Origin of the sequence: Streptomyces jumonjinensis (assembly GCF_009600885.1) — a bacterium.
Taxonomy (GTDB): Bacteria; Actinomycetota; Actinomycetes; order Streptomycetales; family Streptomycetaceae; genus Streptomyces; species Streptomyces jumonjinensis.
On record NZ_VCLA01000103.1, the window covers coordinates 1 to 17775 of the forward strand.

A 17775-nucleotide genomic window follows, 5' to 3' on the forward strand; every position below is an offset into this window, starting at 1 on the left:
CGCGGCGACTCTCCGGCGCCAGGGGGGACCTCGACCCCGGACATGGCCGGTGCGCCGGGGTGGGCGACCGCGCCACCGAGAACAGTGCCCTGCTCATCGGTGCAGGTGGCGCAGGCCACCACCGGGTGGCCTGCGGACACCCGGATCTCCAGGCGGGTCCCGGGCAGCGGATGGTTCTGTCCCCGGACCAGCTCGGCCGTCATCGTCTGCTCCCCCTCGGTGCTGTTCGGTGCTGTTCGGTGGTGCGCGGTCGCGGCGGGCGGTCCGTCCCTCCGGGAAGGCCCCGGGGGCCACCGCCTGCGGGAGGGCCCCCGAGGTTCACCCCTTCCCAGCGCGTCTTCCGGGAGCCCGGCGCGTCCTCACAGGCGCTGCGGGGCCGCGCTCCCCGGCGGGCCGTCGAAGCACTCCGGTCCTGGGACCGCCGTGCGGGCGGTGTGAGAGCCGACCGTGCGGGCGGTGTCAGAGGTGCGGCAGGATAGCCGGTATCAGGTCCTGGAAGGTGCGCCCGTTCGCGGGGTTGCCCAGGGCCGTCATCTGCCAGCCGCCCGCCGCCGGGGCCCCCTTCGACAGTCCCGGCCCGGCGGGGCTGTCCGGGAACGACTGCCGGTCACCCGCCGCCGAGGCTTCCTTGGACACCCCTTGCCCGGCGGGACCGCCCAGGGGTGTCGACCGCCCGCCGCCCGCCGTCGACGGCGCCTGCCCGCCGGTGCCGACGCGGTGCACCTTGGCCATGATCTGGGCGGTGTAGTGGCCGCCGCCGTCGAGGGTGTAGCGGGCCATCTCCTGGCCGTTGGTCTCGTCGACGATGCGGCAGAAGGCGTTCTTGACCTCCTGGAAGGTCTGGCCGGTGAAGGAGTTCACCGTGAAGACGATCTGGTCGATATGGACGGGGACCCGGGAGAGGTCCACGAGAATCGCCTCATCGTCGCCACCGGCTCCCACGCCGCCGACCAGATTGTCACCGGTGTGCTTGACTGAGCCGTCGTCGCTGACGAGGTGGCGGAAGAAGACCACGTCCACCGGCTGCTTGTCGGCGAAGAGCACCGCCGAGGCGTCCAGGTCGATCTCCTTGGTGCGTGAGCCGAACAGACCACGGCGGGCCGCCGCCTGCCAGCCGAGCCCCATACGCACCGCTGTCAGGGTGGCTCCGTCGCTCTTCTGCAGGCTGATGGCCTGGCCCTTGGTCATGTTGACCGTCACGCGCTGTCCCCTTTTCCCCGATATGCCGCCACCCGTGCGGATGGTTGTCCAGCACCCTACGCAGTCGTGTCGGCGAAGCGGCGCGGTTGGCCGGTTTTTGTGTCGCTCTTGCAACACACCGGCGCGCACGGCCAACACGCCGGTGTACACGGCGAGATGAGCCGCCCCCGCCCCGCCTCCGCCTCCCCCGCTCTCCCCTGATTCCGGCCCGCCGCCACCCCTTCCACGCGCCGGGCCTTGCATCCGCCGGGCCTTCCATGCGCCGCGCCGAACAGCCGGAAGCGGATGCTCCAGGCGGCCCTCAGGCGAGGCCCGCCTCCTTCATCTGCCGCAGCTCCTTCTTGAGTTCGCCGACCTCGTCCCGCAGTCGTGCGGCGATCTCGAACTGCAGATCCGCCGCGGCGGCCCGCATCCGCTCGGTCATCTCCTCGATGATCCCGGCCAGTTCCGCGGCGGGACGCTCGGTCAGGGCTCCGCCCTTCGCGCCCTTGCCGCCGAGCGCGGGAACCGGCGCCTTGGCGCCCTTGCCGGGCTTCTCCGACCTCGGCTTGCGGTAGTCGGTACCGAGCAGTTCCTCGGTGTCGACCTCCTCACGCGCGATGGTGGCGACGATGTCGTTGATCTTCTTACGGAGAGGCTGTGGGTCGATGCCCCTCTCGGTGTTGTACGCGATCTGCTTCTCCCGGCGGCGGTTGGTCTCCTCGATGGCCTTCTCCATCGCCGGGGTGATCTTGTCCGCGTACATATGGACCTGGCCGGAGACGTTACGGGCGGCTCGGCCGATGGTCTGGATCAGCGATGTGCCCGAACGGAGGAACCCCTCCTTGTCCGCGTCGAGGATCGCCACCAGCGAGACCTCGGGCAGGTCGAGGCCCTCCCGCAGCAGGTTGATGCCGACCAGCACGTCGTACTCACCGGCGCGCAGCTCCCTCAGCAGCTCCACCCGGCGCAAGGTGTCGACGTCGCTGTGGAGGTAGCGGACCTGGATGCCCAGTTCGAGGAAGTACTCGGTGAGGTCCTCGGCCATCTTCTTGGTGAGGGTGGTGACCAGGACGCGCTCGTTCTTCTCGGTGCGCAGCCGGATCTCATGCACCAGATCGTCGATCTGGCCCTCGGTGGGCTTGACGACGATCTCGGGGTCCACCAGGCCGGTGGGCCGGATGATCTGCTCCACGAAGCCGTCGCCCCGGGAGAGCTCATAGGCGCCGGGAGTCGCGGAGAGGTAGACCGTCTGGCCGATCCGCTCGGTGAACTCCTCCCACTTCAGCGGCCGGTTGTCGAGCGCCGAGGGCAGGCGGAAGCCGTGCTCGACCAGGGTCCGCTTCCGTGAGGCGTCGCCCTCGTACATCGCGCCGATCTGCGGGACGGTGACATGGGACTCGTCGATGACCAGCAGGAAGTCCTCGGGGAAGTAGTCGAGGAGGGTGTTGGGGGGAGATCCGGGCTCACGGTCGTCGAAGTGCATCGAATAGTTCTCGATGCCGGAGCAGGAGCCGATCTGGCGCATCATCTCGATGTCATAGGTGGTGCGCATGCGCAGCCGCTGGGACTCCAGGAGCTTGCCCTGCTTGTCCAGCTCGGCGAGGCGCTGCTCCAGCTCCGTCTCGATGCCGTCGACCGCCTTCTCCAGGCGCTCAGGACCGGCCACATAGTGGCTGGCGGGGAAGACATAGAGCGACTGGTCCTCGCTGATGATCTCGCCGGTGAGCGGGTGGAGCGTGGAGAGCGCCTCGATCTCGTCGCCGAACATCTCGATGCGGACGGCGAGCTCCTCGTACACCGGGAAGATCTCGATGGTGTCGCCGCGGACCCGGAAGGTGCCGCGCGCGAACGCCACGTCATTGCGGGTGTACTGGATGTCGACGAAGCGGCGGAGCAGCTGGTCGCGGTCGATCTCGTCGCCGACCTTCAGGGGCACCATCCGGTCGACGTACTCCTGTGGGGTACCGAGGCCGTAGATGCAGGAGACGGAGGCGACCACGATCACATCGCGCCGGGTGAGCAGCGAGTTCGTCGCGGAGTGGCGCAGCCGCTCGACCTCCTCGTTGATCGAGGAGTCCTTCTCGATATAGGTGTCCGACTGGGGGACGTACGCCTCGGGCTGGTAGTAGTCGTAGTACGAGACGAAGTATTCGACGGCGTTGTTGGGCAGGAGCTCGCGGAATTCGTTCGCCAGCTGGGCGGCCAGGGTTTTGTTCGGCGCCATCACCAGGGTGGGGCGCTGGAGCTTCTCGATCATCCAGGCGGTGGTCGCCGACTTTCCGGTGCCGGTCGCGCCGAGCAGGACGACGTCCTTCTCGCCCGCGCGGATACGGCGCTCCAGGTCTGCGATGGCCGTGGGCTGGTCACCGCTGGGCTGGAAGGGGCTGACGACCTCGAAAGGCGCCACCGTACGTTCGATCTTGGAAACGGGCCGCATGGATCCACCGTACGACCACCCACTGACAACCGGGTGCCCGTCCGGTCCGCGAGAGCCTGCCCGATGCCCGGACAGGCCCGGTGCCGGAGGGCATCGGGCCTGGTCACAGAGGTGGTCGGGGTGGTTGGGATGGTCGGAGTGTCACCAACTGTCGGAGTAGGGCTGGTCCCGGCGTCCGGCGCCGTCGGTGGGGCCGCCCGCGTTCCACTGCCCCGAGCCGCCGGTCTGCCCGCCCCCGTGCCACTGCCCCGAGCCGTCAGCCGGCCCACCCGTGTACCACTGTCCCGAACCATCGGCCTGCCCGCCCCCGTGCCACTGTCCGTAGAGCGGTGTCGCGGCCTGGGGAGCCGGCGCCACCGGCTCCCGCCGGGCCTTCCGGCCGGAGCCCTGCCACTCGGGCTCGCCCATCACCAGCAGCGGGTCGAACATCACCACCACTCCGGCGAGCAGCAGAAAGACCGCGGGTCCGAGCAGCATGGGTATGAGGAGCGTGGTGGGCGAGTCGCCGGAGCTCGCGGCGCCGATGGAGTCGTGCAGATGCGCGCTGACCGACGCCATCCCGGTGTAGTGCATTCCGGTCACCGCCACGCCCATCACCAGACTGGCGCCGAGGCTGGCCATGAAGCCGTGCACCGAGACGGCGGCCCAGAGCGCGGCGGTCGCGGCGACGACCGCGATCACCACGGAGAGCACGACGATCGGGGTGCTGTAGTCGATGCGGCCCTGGAAGCGCATCGCGGCCATGCCCAGATAGTGCATGGTGGCCACGCCGAGGCCGGTGATGGTGCCGCCGGTGACGAGCGCCATCACGGTGGCGCCCCGGTAGCCGACGATGAAGACGCCGATGCCGACCATGACGATCGCGACGCCGAGGCTGGCGAAGGTGATCGGCCGGTCGTAGGTGATGGGGGCTCCGTCGATGCTGAACCCCATCATGGCGATGAAGTGCATGGTCCAGATGCCGGAGCCGATCGAGGTCGCGCCCAGGGCGAGCCATCCGGGTTTGAACGAGCTCTCGGTACGAAGGGAGCGCGTGGTGCAGCGGAGGCCCAGCGCGGAACCAAGACAGGCCATCAGAAAGGCCGTGACCGGTGTGACCAGGCCATAGGTGAAACCGTCGAGAGTTCCCTGCATTCCGTGTTTCCTTCGTTCCTTCGTTACTGCAACCCGGCGATCCCCTGGCGGTGATGTCCGAGCCGCTGGTGGAACGTCTGTTCAGGGGGCGACAGTAGGCCCTAAACACCATTTGGCCAACATTTGACCGTAGATCTATCTACGCAGAAACCCATACCTGGGGCGTTCTGTGCAGATCTGTTCACATTTTGGCCATACTTCACCTGTTCGTCGTCGGTCTGCGGGTGCAACTCTCGTCCCGTCGCCGACCCATCGTCCTGAGGAGTCCGGGTGTACGCACGTCCCCTCGCAGCAATCGCCGCCGCCGTTCTGGGAGCGGGCGCGGCCCTGGTGTACGGGCCTGTCGCCCAGGCGTCCGAGGCGGCGGAACCGGCGGACCCGGCGGACCATCGCGACCCACTGGTGATCGCCCACCGTGGAGCCTCCGCCTACGCTCCCGAGAACACCCTGTCGGCCGTCGACCTGGCCGGCCGGATGGGTTTCGCCTGGGTGGAGAACGACGTCCAACGCACCAAGGACGGCGAACTGGTGGTCGTCCACGACGCCACCCTGGCCCGCACCACCGATGCCGAGCAGCGCTTCCCCGGGCGCGAGCCCTGGCGGGTGGCGGACTTCACGGCCGCCGAGATCGCCACACTGGACGCGGGCGGCTGGTTCGGCGCGGAGTGGGCCGGCGCACGGGTGCCCACACTGAAGCGGTATCTGAACCGGGTCGAGCGCAACGGGCAGAAGCTGCTGCTGGAGATCAAGCGGCCGGAGCTGTATCCGGGCATCGAGCGCGACACCCTGCGGGTGCTGGAGGAAGCGGGCTGGCTGGACCGCTCGCATGTCAGGCACCGGCTGGTCGTGCAGAGCTTCGGCGCGGACAGTGTGAAGGCCGTGCACCGGCAGCGGCCGGATGTCGTGACGGGGTTCCTCGGTACGCCCCCGGTCGCGGAGCTGCCCTCGTACGCCGCCTTCACCGACCAGATCAACCCACCGCACACCACGCTCACCGACGACTACGTGGCCGCGGCGCACCGCCTCAAGGGTGCGCACGGCAAACGTCTCCAGGTGAACACCTGGACGGTGAACGACACAGCGGGCGCGGTGCGCGCGGACGGCTTCGGGGTGGACGGCATCATCACCGACAGACCGGATGTCGTACGCGACGCGGTGGACCGGCACACCGTCGCCGTACGCGACACGGCGGACCGGGACACCCTCGTCGCACACGACGCGATCGCCCGGTGAGACCGTCGCCGTATCCCACGCGATGGAACCGGGACACCGTCGCCGTATCCAGCGCGGGAGCCCGGTGAGACCGCGCGAAAGCGGTACGGACGAGCCGGCCACGGCCCCGCCGAGGGGCCGCGGACCGGTGCCGGGCGGCTGGTGAGACGGGCAAAGGCCGGGCACTGTCAGTGCCCGGTCGTACTGTGGAACTCATGAACCGCTTCGAGTGGGCCGTCATGAGCACGGACATCGGACCGCTGCTCCTCGCCGCGACCGGCCGGGGCCTGGTCAGCGTGGTGTTCCACGCCGACCAGGCCGTACGGGACGAGGCGCTGCGCCGACTGGCCGGGCGGCTCTCCGCCGAGCCGGTGGCCGATGCGACGGGTCTGCTCGCCAAGCCGATACGCATGCTCACCGAGTATTTCGACGGTGAGCTGCGGGAGTTCGCGCTGCCCCTCGACTGGTCGCTGTCGGCCGGGTTCAACCGGGAGGTGCTGCGGGAGCTCGCGACCGGTGTCCCCTACGGCGCCGTCGTGGGGTACGGGGAGCTGGCGGCCCGCGTCGGCCAGCCCGGCGCGGCACAGGCCGTGGGGGTCGCGATGGGATCCAATCCGCTGCCGGTGGTGGTGCCGTGCCATCGTGTGGTGGAGAGCGACGGCAAGCTGGGCGGCTTCGGCGGCGGAGTGGAGACCAAGCGGCGGCTGCTGGCGCTGGAGGGGGTGCTTCCGCAGCCGTTGTTCTAGGACCGCGCCAGGACCCCGTACCCGGGTCGTCCCGCGTCGGCCGACGTCGGCACCGCTCCGACCAGGGCGGACCGGCGGAAGGCGGCCTCGGCCAAACGACTTCGTACGGTCAGGCCGGAGCTGGCACACTGCGCGAGTGAGCATCAGCCCTGACGCATCTGACATATCCGGCCTCGCCGAGCAGGACGGCTCCTCGGCGACCGCACCGCTCCGTGGAACCCCGGCAGGCGGAGCGGTACCGGAGGACCGGCTCCCTGCGCTGCGCAGACGCATCACCGCGGTCCTGGTCGTCAGTCAGATCCTCGGCGGGCTCGGTGTCGCGACCGGGATCGCGCTGGCCACCGTGCTGGCACAACAGGTCAGCGGCACGGAGGCGCTCTCCGGGCTGGCCCCGACCGCCACCGTCGCCGGCACGGCGCTGCTGTCCATGCCGCTGGCCGCCCTGATGACCTCTCGCGGACGGCGCCCCGGGCTGGTGCTCGCCTATGTGATCGGGGCGCTCGGCGCGGGAGTGGTGGTGCTCGCGGCGATCATGGAGAACTTCCCGCTGCTGCTCGCCGGTATGGCGGCGTTCGGCGCCGGCTCCTCGGCCAATCTCCAGGCACGGTTCGCCGCCGCCGATCTGGCCCTTCCCGAGCGGCGGGGACAGGCGATCAGCAATGTCGTCTGGGCGACCACGATCGGTGCGGTGCTGGGTCCCAATATCGCGGCCCCGGCCGGCCGTACCGTCTCCGGCCTGGGCATTCCGGCCGAAGCGGGACCGTTCGTCTGGGCGGCGGGAGTGTTCTTGATCGCCGCGGTCCTGGTCCAGACGCTGCTGCGCCCCGATCCGCTGCTCACCGCCCGCTCCCTGGCCCCGGACGGTCACTCCCCCGAGGGGCGCTCGCTGCGGTCCGCGATCCAGGCCGTACGCGAGTCGCCGATGGCCCGGCTCGCGATGGTCACCCTCGCCGCCTCGCACACCGCGATGGTGGCCATCATGTCGATGACGCCGCTGGCGCTGAGCCACCATGGCGCGGGCATTCAGCTGATCGGCCTGGTCATCAGCGGTCATATCGCGGGCATGTACGCGTTCTCGCCGGTGATGGGACGGCTGGCGGACCGGATCGGCAGACTCTCGGTGATCGGGCTCGCGGTGGGGCTGCTCTCCGCCGCCGCGCTGCTGGCCGGCACGGCGGGACCGAGCCACACCCGGGTCGCCATCGGACTGTTCCTGCTCGGCCTGGGCTGGTCCGCAGGCGTGGTGGCGGGCTCGGCGCTGCTCACCGACTCCGTGCCGCAGCCGGCCCGTGCGGCCGTACAGGGCCTGTCCGACCTGGCCATGAACACGGCGGCCGGCATCGGCGGTGTGCTGGCCGGAGTGATCGTCGCGAAGGCGGGTTACGGCTGGCTCAACCTGGCCGGCGCTCTGCTGCTCCTGCCGCTGGCGGCACTCGCGATCCGCAGGGCGGTCCGCTGACGCCCGGGCTCCCCGCCCACTGCCGCGAGGCGGCGACTCCCGCCACCCCGCCGGGCCGTGGCCCGGGGCCGCCCGGAACCGTGCCCCGGCGCGGGTCAGGCGGCTGCCCCGGGGGCCCGCGCGGTCAGCAGCGGCTGGAAGAAGCCCGAACGTTCCGGTTCATGCCAGACCGGCCCGGTGAATCCAGCCGTGGAGACGAAGCGCGCCGTCGACTCCTGGGGCAGCGCCCAGTACGTCGCCTGCCGCCGCAGGGTGGTCCAGCCGTCGCCCTCGGGCAGCAGATGGAACAGTTCGAAGTCGTAGCGCTCCCCGTCCGGGTGCCAGTGCCAGAGCTGAAAGGTGATCACCCGCCCCTCAGGGCCCACCCTGACCTGCGGTGGTGTGGCCTCGGGCCGCTCCCGGCGCAGCCGGTCGTACGGCCGGGTGCTGAGCAGCAGCAGTCCGCCGGGTCTGATCACCCGCCGCATCTCCCGCAGCGCCGCCACCGCCTCCGCCTCGGTGAGCAGATGCGGTAGGGCGTTGTCGGCGCAGACCACCACATCGAAGGCCGCGTCCGGGAAGGGCAGCGCCCGCATGTCCGCGGCGGCCGTCGCCAGCCGCAGCCCTCGTGACCCGGCCTCCGCCCGGGCCCGGGCGGCGGCGATCGCGCTGAGGTCCGTGCCGATGACCCGGTAGCCGCGCGCGGTGAGCCCGATCGACTGGGTGCCGATGCCGCAGGCGCAGTCGAGCACATCGAGCGCCGCGGGGTCACCAGCGCCCAGCTCCTTGGATATCAGGCCGTCGAGGGCGGCGCCCTGGTCGGCGATGTTCGCGTTCCAGTCCGCGTACATCAGGTCGTAGTGAACCGCGAGTTCGTCGTAGAACCGCTGCGTCGATGACATCGCTGACACCTCCATCGTCCCGGCTGACGCCGTGTCCTGTCCTGTTCGTCCGGCCGGGGCATGGGCATGGGCGGGCAGAATCCCGCACCCCGGAAGCATCTCCTCTCCGTACCGCGGACCGCTGGGGTGCCCGGCCCGGCCTTATGGCCTCGCTGTCTCACGGCAGCCCGGTCCCACGGCAGCCCGGTCTCACGGCCGCACCGCCGCCAGACCGCACCAGCCGCACCAGCCGCAGCCGTGCTGCATCAGGCGGCGCTCAGCGGAATCCGCTCCACGCCGGATGACGCGGATCGTCGGCGCGTACCAGCGCGTCGGCCGCCTCCCCCGGCCGTATCTCCTCCTCATACCGCTGGAAAGCGGGAAGCGTCCAGCGCTCGCTGTCCACCGTGCGCCGCCGCAGCGCCCCTTCCGACAGCCGCACATGGACGGTGAGATCGAACGGAAACCAGTGCCCGAGCAGAAACGGCCCGTGCAGCAGCAGTACACCGTCGCGCGGCAGCTCCACCCGGGGGCTCCGGGTGGCCCGGTCGGTCACCGGATCCCAGAGGTCGGGCAGCACCCGGCCGTCGCCGCCCGCCTCCAGAGGTCCGAAGACCTCGCGCCACAGGGCTCCGGTGTCGAACCAGCCGCTGTAGTACGTCTCGGGGTCCGACCGCCCGTACTCGTACCGCAGCGACGCCGGGCGGAGGAACCCGCCGGCACCGACGACGAGACTGCCGCGCCCCCGCAGCCGCAGCGCCGCGCCGATCCGCCCGGCGAGCTCCCCGCCCCGCGCCGCGGGAGCCCCGTCGATCCCGACGCGCAGCCAGGAGCCGCCGTCCCGGGCATCGGTCTCCAGGGCCCGGTCGGCGACGGCCTCGGCCACCCGCTCCCAGGTGATCGCTTCGAGTCTCACCCGTTCATCATCGTCGAGGTCCGGGTGCCGAGGCATTGACGGCTGCTCGCCGACAACGCGCCGCCGCCCCTCCCGTTCGCCGTCTCCTCGGCACGGGGACAGGCCCTACTCCCCCGCGCAGGACGGTGCTTCCGTGTCCACGGCGAGCGGACTGCCCTTCGGCAGCACATAGGTCGCGTGCAGCACCACGGGCTCGGTGCCGAGGTTCCGTCCGATGTGCCGGTGTTCCACCCCGGCCGCCTCTACGAAAGCGGACCCGGCCGGGGTGATCTCGACCGAGCAGTCCTCAAACGTCCTGGTCAGCGTGCCGGCCGTGACCACGATAAGAAGCTGACCCTCGTGGTAATGCCAGCCGGTGGAGCCGCCCGGGTCGATGGTGATGGTGCGGACGATCACGTCAGCGGTCCCTTTGGCCTTCAGTTTGAGCCTCTTCTCCGAGACGCCGTGCGCCAGCACCGTACTGGTGACGCCGGTGCTGCCCGATGGGGAGGCGGGAGCGGACGGCACAGCGGCAATCACTCCGAGGAATCCGGCCAGCAGCATCGTGCCCCGCGACCGGCCTCTTCGTCCCATGCGCCCCATCCTGCTCGTGATTCCCATGGAAGTTCTCCAACTCCGCTCTACGGCATGGGCGTTGCGGCACGAACGCCCGCCCGTAGCCTGCCGTCGGACGCGGTGCCACGCCAGCGGAACGGAAGCAGAAACAGCGGGAAGCGGACAGGGAAGCAGACCGGGAAGCGGACAGGGAAGCAAAGCGAATCGACAGATCCAGACCAAAAAGAGAAGAGGTCGTAAAGAAACCGCGCCCGAAAAGAGGAGCGGACCCGGGGGCGTAGCCGGCCCCCGGGCCCTTTGATGCCGCCGTACTCGGCACGCCGGCACGCTTGAGGACCCGAGTCAGTCGTCATGTCGTCGCGTCCTGCCTTTGGACCACCGCACATCGAGCTGTGCGGGCCGGACTTGAACCGGCATTTCGACGCTCCGGGGCTCGGGCCCGTTCGATCCGGCGATCGGCGGCGGATACTGAATCTGGAGCAATAGTCTGAGTCTGACTGCGGTCTGCCTCTGCCGAATTGGGCTACCGCGGCCCGTTATGGAGAGCGCCGCGGGGAGGGTTCGAACCTCCGCTGGAACCGCACGATCACAACAAGCCTCAGTTTCAGCTTGCGCTCCTCGCGCACCCCGCCCACGCTCCCGCGGGCGGGGATTCTTCAAGGCTACCCGTTATCCGAACAGATAGCCGAAAACTGCGTCGCCCACCCTCTGGTCGGCGACCTCCGCGCCATTGGCCTCCTCGCGCGCGAACTTCACGGCCTGCTGGAGTTTCTCCACCCGCTCCAGCAGGTCGTTCACCCGGCGGGCGGGCAGCGCACCGGAGAACTTCACCGTGGTCCAGTAACCGACGGGAATGTCCTCGTAATACACCTCGACCTGTGCCGGATGCTTCTCCGTCGCCTCCGCCTTCACATGGTTGCGCGGGACCTTCTTGGTCCGTACCGTGCGAACGGCTTCGGTCTTCCAGGCGTCCGTCGACGGATCCTGCGTCCAGGACTCCGACGCGTCCAGCACCGGCAGCTTGCGTATAAAGGTGTTGATATCCGTCAGCTGCTTCTCCAGGAAGAGGAGATACGCTACCGGCACATCGCTCACCAGCACCCGGCCGTCCACCGAGACATCGGCGCGTGCGGCGCAGTTGGCCCAGTCCTTGGTGGCGGTCACGTCGAAGAGCCTGGTCAGCGTCTTCGCCGTCTCTCGCAGTACGTCCTCGGCCTTGACCTGCACTCGCGTGGACTCAGGCGGCAACTGCTCGCCTTCCTCGTCCTTGGGCTGGTACGTACGCGAGATGCCGGCGAGCAGCGCGGGCTTCTGGAGCCCGTGGTGGGCGGCCGTCAGGTCCTGGTGCGCCTTGCTCTTGACGCCCTTCTCCACTGCGATGATCTGATTGAGTTTCGCCACCCGATCAAGCTAACAAGACCGCCGTCAGGACTCGAACGATTATCCGGAACCGCTCTACGGCTCCGGACAGTCATCCCCCGGGGCGCGCCCCTTCCGCTCCGTCAGCACCCTTCGACCCCTTTGGGGAGTAAGCACCATGGAGATAGCCGTCATCGCCGTCATCGGCACGCTGCTCGGCTCGGTGGTCACCCATGTGTTCCAGCGCCGGACGACCGAGCGTACGGCGGCACTGACCCGTGCCGAACAGCTGCGCCAGGAGCGGATCTCCGCGTACAGCGCGTTCGCCGGGGCGCTCGTCGACTACCGGCGGGGCCAGAACGACCGTTGGCACCGGGCTCGGGAGACCCCGGGCACCGCCGCCGCCGAGGACGCCCGCATCGAGTCCTACCGGCTTCGTTCCAGCGCCCACCAGGCGCTGATCCGCGTTCAGCTGGTGTGCGACGACTCTCAGGCGCTGGAACTTGCCTCCGCCGCCTTCGAGGTGACGAACTGTATGCATGAGGCGCCTGACGACGACGACCGCTCGCGGCGTTCGGAACAGGCGCGCGAGACACTGTCGGAGTTCATCGGAGCGGCGGCCCCGAGCGTCCGCTGAACCCGGATCGCCGCACCGTCCGCCACCACGACGGACTCCGCCGTCCCGCCGGGTTCAGCTCCCGGCGCGGCGGCCCCGCCGGTAGAGCAGGGTGCCGCCCAGCAGCAGGGCGGCGGCGGGGACGGCGTAGCCGAGGTGCTCCGCTCCGGTGCGGGCGAGTGCCTCGGACGGTGTGGTGTCGTCGACCGTCACGACCGTGGCCATCGGCGGCTTCCGGGGGAGCGACGGCCTGCGCGGAGGCACGGAGGTCCGCGGCGGCTCGGTCTTCGGCGGGGCGACCGTGGGCGGCTTGAGGCCGGAGGGTCCCTCGGAGATGTTGGACGACGCGTTGCCCAGGGCCGGGTTGAGGGCGCCGACGACGCTCACCGAGTTGCCGGAGACATTGACCGGCAGATCGATCGGCAGCTGTACGCCGTTGCCCGAGACGGTTCCGGGGGAGTTCTGCGCGCCGCCCTGAGCGACGGCTCCGCCCGATGACTGCGCGGTGTTCGACGGGCCCTGCGACGGGCCCTGCGACGGGGTCGCCTGGTCCCCGGCGCCGCTTGAAACGTTCTCGCAGGTGTTGCCCGCGGTCGGGTTCAGAAGTCCGGCGATGTTGATCGTGTTCCCGCAGACGCTGATCGGGAGGTGCACCGGAAGCTGTACCGCGTTGCCCGCGATCACTCCGGGTGAATCAGCCGCACCGCCGACCGCGCTGGAGTCGGCGTACGCCTGACCCGCCATCGCGAGCGCGCCGCCCGTGAGCATCACGGTGACCAGGCCCTTCCGATGGAGCTTCCTCATGGGTTCCCTGCTTTCCACAACACGTGACGGGCACCTGCCCGCACCCAGGACAACGACGTCCAGGGGCTGTTCGGCATATGCCGTCGGCTGGTTTCACCCCAACGAGTGCGCGACACGCCGGACCGGCCGCTGGCCCCGCGTCCGATGCCGCCCTGTCTCCCAGCGGGTCCGCGCTCGGGGGCGGTGCCACGCCCCGGAACGCCGCCACAACACCGTTCAGCCGTCGTAGCGTTGGATCAGGCCGGATGCGGGTTCGCAGCAGGGGCGTCCGCCGGGCGGGTGGCCTGAGACGGAGTGCCTCGGACGGACGGCCTCGGACGGACCGATCGCCGGCCGCTCGTGGCTCGGGCTCGTGACTCGTGGCTCGTGGCTCGTGGCTCGTGAAGAGGGCGAGGAATTCATCGTTCCGCGGCTGCGTCCGTAGGCCGACGGTACGGCCGTACGCGGCGAGGCGCGGCGCAGCCCGGTGCAATGCAATGCGGTGCGGGGCAGTGTCGCTTCGCGAGGAGGTTGTCCGTCCACAACGGACGACAAAAGACGAAGGCAAGGAGGTTACCCACTCCTTGCCACTCTTAACTTATAGCGCACCGGGGGGCTTGCGGCAAGACCCGGGTCGTACCGCAGAATCACCGGCCTGAGCCAGAACTGCGGACATCGGGAGTCGCGAAATGCGTGTGTTGTTGTCGACGTATGGGTCGCGTGGGGACATCGAACCGCTGGTGGGACTCGCGGTGCGGTTGCGGGCGCTCGGCGCGGAGGTGCGGGTGTGCGCGCCGCCGGACGAGGACTTCGCGCAGCGGTTCGCCGGAGTCGGCGTGGAGCTGGTGCCGGTCGGCTGGCCCGTACGTCCGATGGTGACCGGGGCGGTGCCGCCTTCGGCGGCGGACCTGCCCCGGCGCGCGGCCGAGTGGGTCGCCGCGCAGTTCGACAAGCTCGTCGAAGCGGCCGAGGGATGTGACGCGCTGGTGGCGGGCGGCATGATGCCGGTCGCCGAGCGGTCGGTGACCGAGAGACTGGGCATCCCTTACGTGTACGCGAGCTACCAGCCGGTCACCCTGCCGTCGCCGCACCGCCCGCCGCTGCCGCGGCCGGGCCGGCCGTTCCCGCCGGAGGTGACCGACAACCGGGCGCTGTGGGACCTGGACGCCCAGGACGTCAAAGAGCTGTTCGGCGCGGCGCTCAACACCCATCGGGCGTCGATGGGCCTGCCGCCGGTGGACAACGTCCGCGATCACGTCTACACCGACCGCCCGTGGCTGGCGACGGACCCGACCCTGAGCCCGTGGCAGCCGACGGACCTCGACGTCGTGCAGACCGGCGCGTGGATCGTGCCGGACGAACGCCCGCTCCCGGCCGAGTTGGCGGCGTTCCTCGACGCCGGCGCACCACCGGTGTACGTGGGCTTCGGCAGCATGCCCATGCGCGCCGCGAAGGACGCCGCCCGGGTGGCCATCGAGGCGATCCGCGCGCAGGGCCGCCGCGTGATCGTCGGGCGCGGCTGGGCGGACCTGGCCCTGATCGACGACCGGGACGACTGCTTCGCCGTCGGCGAGGTCAACCAGCAGGCGCTGTTCGGCCGGGTGGCCGCCGTCGTGCACCACGGCGGCGCGGGCACCACGACGACGGCCGCTCGGGCCGGCGTGCCTCAGGTCGTGGTGCCCCAGGCGGTGGACCAGCCCTACTGGGCCGGCCGGGTGGCCGACCTGGGCATCGGCACGGCACACGACGGTCCGACTCCGACTGCCGAATCCCTGTCGGCCGTGCTCAGGACGGCCCTGGCCCCTGGGACCCGCGCACGGGCGCGGGCCGTGGCCGGCGCCATCCGCGCCGACGGGGCGACGGTGGCCGCGCAGCTGGTCCTCGACGCGATCAGCCGGGAAAGGCCGCCCATGTCCGTGTGAACCAGGCGGGGCCGCCGAGCCAGGACGCAGAACACGCGAGCACGCGAGCACGCGAGCCGCGAGCCCCGGCGACCTGAACCCGTAACAGCCACAGGGTCCACGTCGTACGGAGCGTTGCCCGTCCTGGCCACCAGGCTCGCCACGCCGGTCCAGACGCTTTACCGCACGCAATGGTCGCAAGCGACCTCAGATCGGAGCTCATGCCGTGCACCCCCTGACCACCTGGGCGTTCGACCTTCCCGACCGCCTCTCCCCCAAGGCCGACCCGACACTGATCGCCGGCGATGAGCAGCACTTCGCGGCCATCGCGGAGTGCCTTGAGCGGTCGATCGCTGATCTGTCCGACCGCCTCGACGCCGAACGCAAGGCGCCCGGCGGCATAGGCCGGCAGGCGATGGACCGGGACACGGAGATCCACCAGCTCACCTCTCACCTGCGCGCACTGCGCCGTTTCGGTTTGGACCTGTGCCTCGGACGCATGGTCGGCACAGACGGACCCGAGCCCGTATACGTCGGCCGGCTCGGCCTTACGGACAGCGCGGGTCGTCGACTGCTGCTCGACTGGCGCTCCCCCGCGGCTGAGCCGTTCTTCGGCGCCACCCACGCCGACCCGATGGGTCTGGCGAGCCGCCGCAGGTACCGCTGGTCCCACGGCCGGATCAGCGACTACTGGGACGAGGTGTTCACCTCGGACGGGTTCGCCGGGCACGCCGCACTCGACGACCAGTCCGCCTTCATCGCCAGCCTGGGCGGCAACCGGTCCGCCCGGATGCGAGATGTGCTCGGCACCATTCAGGCCGACCAGGACGCCGTCATCCGCGCGGGATCCCGCGGCGCTCTCGTCGTCGACGGCGGTCCGGGCACGGGGAAGACCGTCGTCGCTCTGCACCGCTCCGCCTACCTCCTCTACTCCGACCCTCGCCTCGGTCACCACCGCGGCGGCGTGCTGTTCGTCGGTCCGCACCAGCCCTACCTGGGTTACGTCGCCGATGTCCTCCCCAGCCTCGGAGAGGAGGGCGTGCAGACCTGTACCCTGCGGGACCTCGTCACCGAGGGAGCCGCGGCAGGGATCGAGGCCGACCCGGGCGTGGCCCGCCTGAAGTCGTCCGCGAACCTGGTGAAGGCGATCGAGACGGCCGTCAGGTTCTACGAGGAGCCGCCTGCCGAGGGGATGACGGTCACGACCCACTGGTCCGACATCCGGCTGAGCGCCGACGACTGGGCCGTGGCGTTCGAAGCAGCGGGACCCGGTACTCCGCACAACGAAGCGCGCGACCAGATCTGGGAGGAACTGCTCACGATCCTGGTGGACAAGCACGACGACGACGCCTCGGCCGATCTGCTCCGCAAGTCGCTGCCGCGGAACAGGGAGCTGGTCACGGCCTTCAACCGCTCGTGGCCGCTGCTGGAAGCGGCTGACCTCGTCGGAGACCTGTGGTCGGTGCCCGCCTACCTGCGGAAGTGCGCTCCCTGGCTCAGCCCCGACGAGGTGGCGCGGCTGCAGCGTGGGGACGCCCATGCCTGGACGGTGTCCGACCTGCCGCTCCTGGACGCGGCACGGCAGCGGCTCGGCGACCCTGAGGCGTCACTGCGCATGCGTCGGCACAACGCCTCTGTCGCCGCCGAACGCGAGCACATGGCCAAGGTCGTCGACGCCCTGCTTGAGGCCGATGACGACGGTGAAGGTGTGGTGACGATGCTGCACGGGCGGGACATACGGGACAGCTTGGTCGATGAGACCGCACCGCCCAGCAGCGAACCGGACCTGCTCGCCGGCCCGTTCGCGCACATCGTCGTGGACGAGGCTCAGGAACTGACCGATGCGGAGTGGCAGATGCTGCTGCTCCGATGCCCGTCCCGGAGCTTCACCATCGTCGGGGATCGCGCCCAGGCCAGGCACGGGTTCACGGAGTCGTGGCAGGAACGGCTTGAGCGGATCGGGCTCGACCGGATCAACCTGGCCTCCCTGAGCATCAACTACCGGACGCCGGAAGAAATCATGGCGGAAGCCGAGCCGGTCATCCGGGCCGTGCTCCCGGACGCCAATGTGCCGACCTCCATCCGCAGCAGCGAGATCCCCGTCGTCCACGGATCCGCTTCGGATCTGAACTCGATCCTCGACACCTGGCTCACCGCGCACGCCGACGGAATCGCCTGCGTCATCGGCGATCCCACCTTCCGGACGACGTCCCGCGTCCGGTCGCTGACCCCGGAGCTGTCGAAGGGGCTCGAATTCGACCTGGTCGTCCTCATCGACCCGGAGGCGTTCGGCGAGGGCGTCGAAGGAGCGGTCGACCGCTATGTCGCGATGACCCGGGCGACCCGGCAACTCGTCATCCTCACGAGCTCCTGACGCCGCCCGGACGAACGCGCCCGCTCCCGGCCGGGGGTCGGAGGCATTCCTGGACGCCGGCGCACCACCGGCGACCGGACCGGGCATCGGCACGCACGGCACGGCACACGGCACGGCACGGCACGGCACGGCACGGCACGGCACGGCACGGCACACGATCCCGCGAACGGGGCCCGGGAGTACGGCCGGGCTGGGCTGGGCCGGCCCGGAATCGGGACACGGGGCGGAACGGGGGGTTCGG

General features: G+C 70.3%; 13 protein-coding genes and 3 pseudogenes. 6 read left to right on the forward strand and 10 right to left on the reverse strand.

What is annotated here, in order from left to right; all coding sequences use genetic code 11:
- The 5 genes and pseudogenes from FF041_RS11670 to FF041_RS11690 form a co-directional block, all read right to left on the reverse strand.
- A pseudogene (locus tag FF041_RS11670) lies at positions 1–203 on the reverse strand (TerD family protein); the annotation flags it as partial.
- 256 nt (positions 204–459) lie between these two features.
- Positions 460–543 (reverse strand): annotated as a pseudogene (locus FF041_RS11675) (TerD family protein); the annotation flags it as partial.
- Positions 544–705: 162 nt separating this feature from the next.
- Positions 706–1200 (reverse strand): annotated as a pseudogene (locus FF041_RS11680) (TerD family protein); the annotation flags it as partial.
- A gap of 301 nt (positions 1201–1501) precedes the next feature.
- A complete protein-coding gene (gene uvrB / locus FF041_RS11685) occupies positions 1502–3619 on the reverse strand; it encodes an excinuclease ABC subunit UvrB (RefSeq protein ID WP_153522726.1) in 2118 nt (705 codons plus the stop codon).
- A gap of 141 nt (positions 3620–3760) precedes the next feature.
- Positions 3761–4753, reverse strand: coding sequence for an MHYT domain-containing protein (locus FF041_RS11690; protein ID WP_153522728.1), 993 nt, complete (start codon positions 4751–4753; stop codon positions 3761–3763).
- A gap of 270 nt (positions 4754–5023) precedes the next feature.
- On the opposite strand from FF041_RS11690, the gene FF041_RS11695 reads away from it, so the two are divergent.
- The 3 genes from FF041_RS11695 to FF041_RS11705 all read left to right on the forward strand — a co-directional run bounded on the left by FF041_RS11695 (position 5024) and on the right by FF041_RS11705 (position 8170).
- Complete coding sequence (locus FF041_RS11695; protein ID WP_323391720.1) at positions 5024–5986, forward strand: glycerophosphodiester phosphodiesterase; 963 nt, start codon at positions 5024–5026, stop codon at positions 5984–5986.
- A 194-nt stretch (positions 5987–6180) separates the two neighbouring features.
- The gene (locus FF041_RS11700; RefSeq protein WP_153522730.1) at positions 6181–6711 is read left to right on the forward strand and encodes a methylated-DNA--[protein]-cysteine S-methyltransferase; all 531 of its coding nucleotides are present in this window, start codon (positions 6181–6183) and stop codon (positions 6709–6711) included.
- Positions 6712–6970: 259 nt separating this feature from the next.
- Entirely contained in the window at positions 6971–8170 is a 1200-nt protein-coding gene (locus FF041_RS11705) for an MFS transporter (protein WP_153522743.1), read from the forward strand.
- Positions 8171–8265: 95 nt separating this feature from the next.
- Here the strand turns inward: FF041_RS11705 and FF041_RS11710 are convergent, their stop codons facing one another.
- From FF041_RS11710 to FF041_RS11725, 4 genes are all read right to left on the reverse strand, one after another.
- Positions 8266–9051 carry a class I SAM-dependent methyltransferase gene (locus tag FF041_RS11710; protein ID WP_153522731.1) on the reverse strand — a complete coding sequence of 262 codons (786 nt, stop codon included), beginning with the start codon at positions 9049–9051 and terminating at the stop codon, positions 8266–8268.
- A gap of 256 nt (positions 9052–9307) precedes the next feature.
- Positions 9308–9946, reverse strand: a complete 639-nt coding sequence (locus FF041_RS11715; RefSeq protein WP_323391722.1) for a nucleoside/nucleotide kinase family protein — start codon at positions 9944–9946, stop codon at positions 9308–9310.
- Positions 9947–10051: 105 nt separating this feature from the next.
- Positions 10052–10519, reverse strand: a complete 468-nt coding sequence (locus FF041_RS11720; RefSeq protein ID WP_228388162.1) for a cupin domain-containing protein — start codon at positions 10517–10519, stop codon at positions 10052–10054.
- Positions 10520–11170: 651 nt separating this feature from the next.
- Positions 11171–11902 (reverse strand): DUF7873 family protein, encoded by a 732-nt coding sequence (locus tag FF041_RS11725; protein WP_323371463.1) that lies wholly within the window; start codon positions 11900–11902, stop codon positions 11171–11173.
- Positions 11903–12038: 136 nt separating this feature from the next.
- On the opposite strand from FF041_RS11725, the gene FF041_RS11730 reads away from it, so the two are divergent.
- Complete coding sequence (locus FF041_RS11730; protein WP_153522735.1) at positions 12039–12497, forward strand: hypothetical protein; 459 nt, start codon at positions 12039–12041, stop codon at positions 12495–12497.
- Between the two features lie 54 nt (positions 12498–12551).
- Here FF041_RS11730 and FF041_RS11735 read toward each other — a convergent pair whose 3' ends face one another.
- The gene (locus tag FF041_RS11735) at positions 12552–13280 is read right to left on the reverse strand and encodes a chaplin (RefSeq protein WP_153522737.1); all 729 of its coding nucleotides are present in this window, start codon (positions 13278–13280) and stop codon (positions 12552–12554) included.
- A gap of 668 nt (positions 13281–13948) precedes the next feature.
- Here FF041_RS11735 and FF041_RS11740 point away from each other — a divergent pair.
- Both FF041_RS11740 and helR read left to right on the forward strand, forming a co-directional pair.
- Positions 13949–15181 carry a glycosyltransferase gene (locus FF041_RS11740; protein ID WP_153522739.1) on the forward strand — a complete coding sequence of 411 codons (1233 nt, stop codon included), beginning with the start codon at positions 13949–13951 and terminating at the stop codon, positions 15179–15181.
- Positions 15182–15386: 205 nt separating this feature from the next.
- Entirely contained in the window at positions 15387–17534 is a 2148-nt protein-coding gene (gene helR / locus FF041_RS11745) for an RNA polymerase recycling motor ATPase HelR (protein WP_323391725.1), read from the forward strand.
- Positions 17535–17775: the final 241 nt, after the last annotated feature.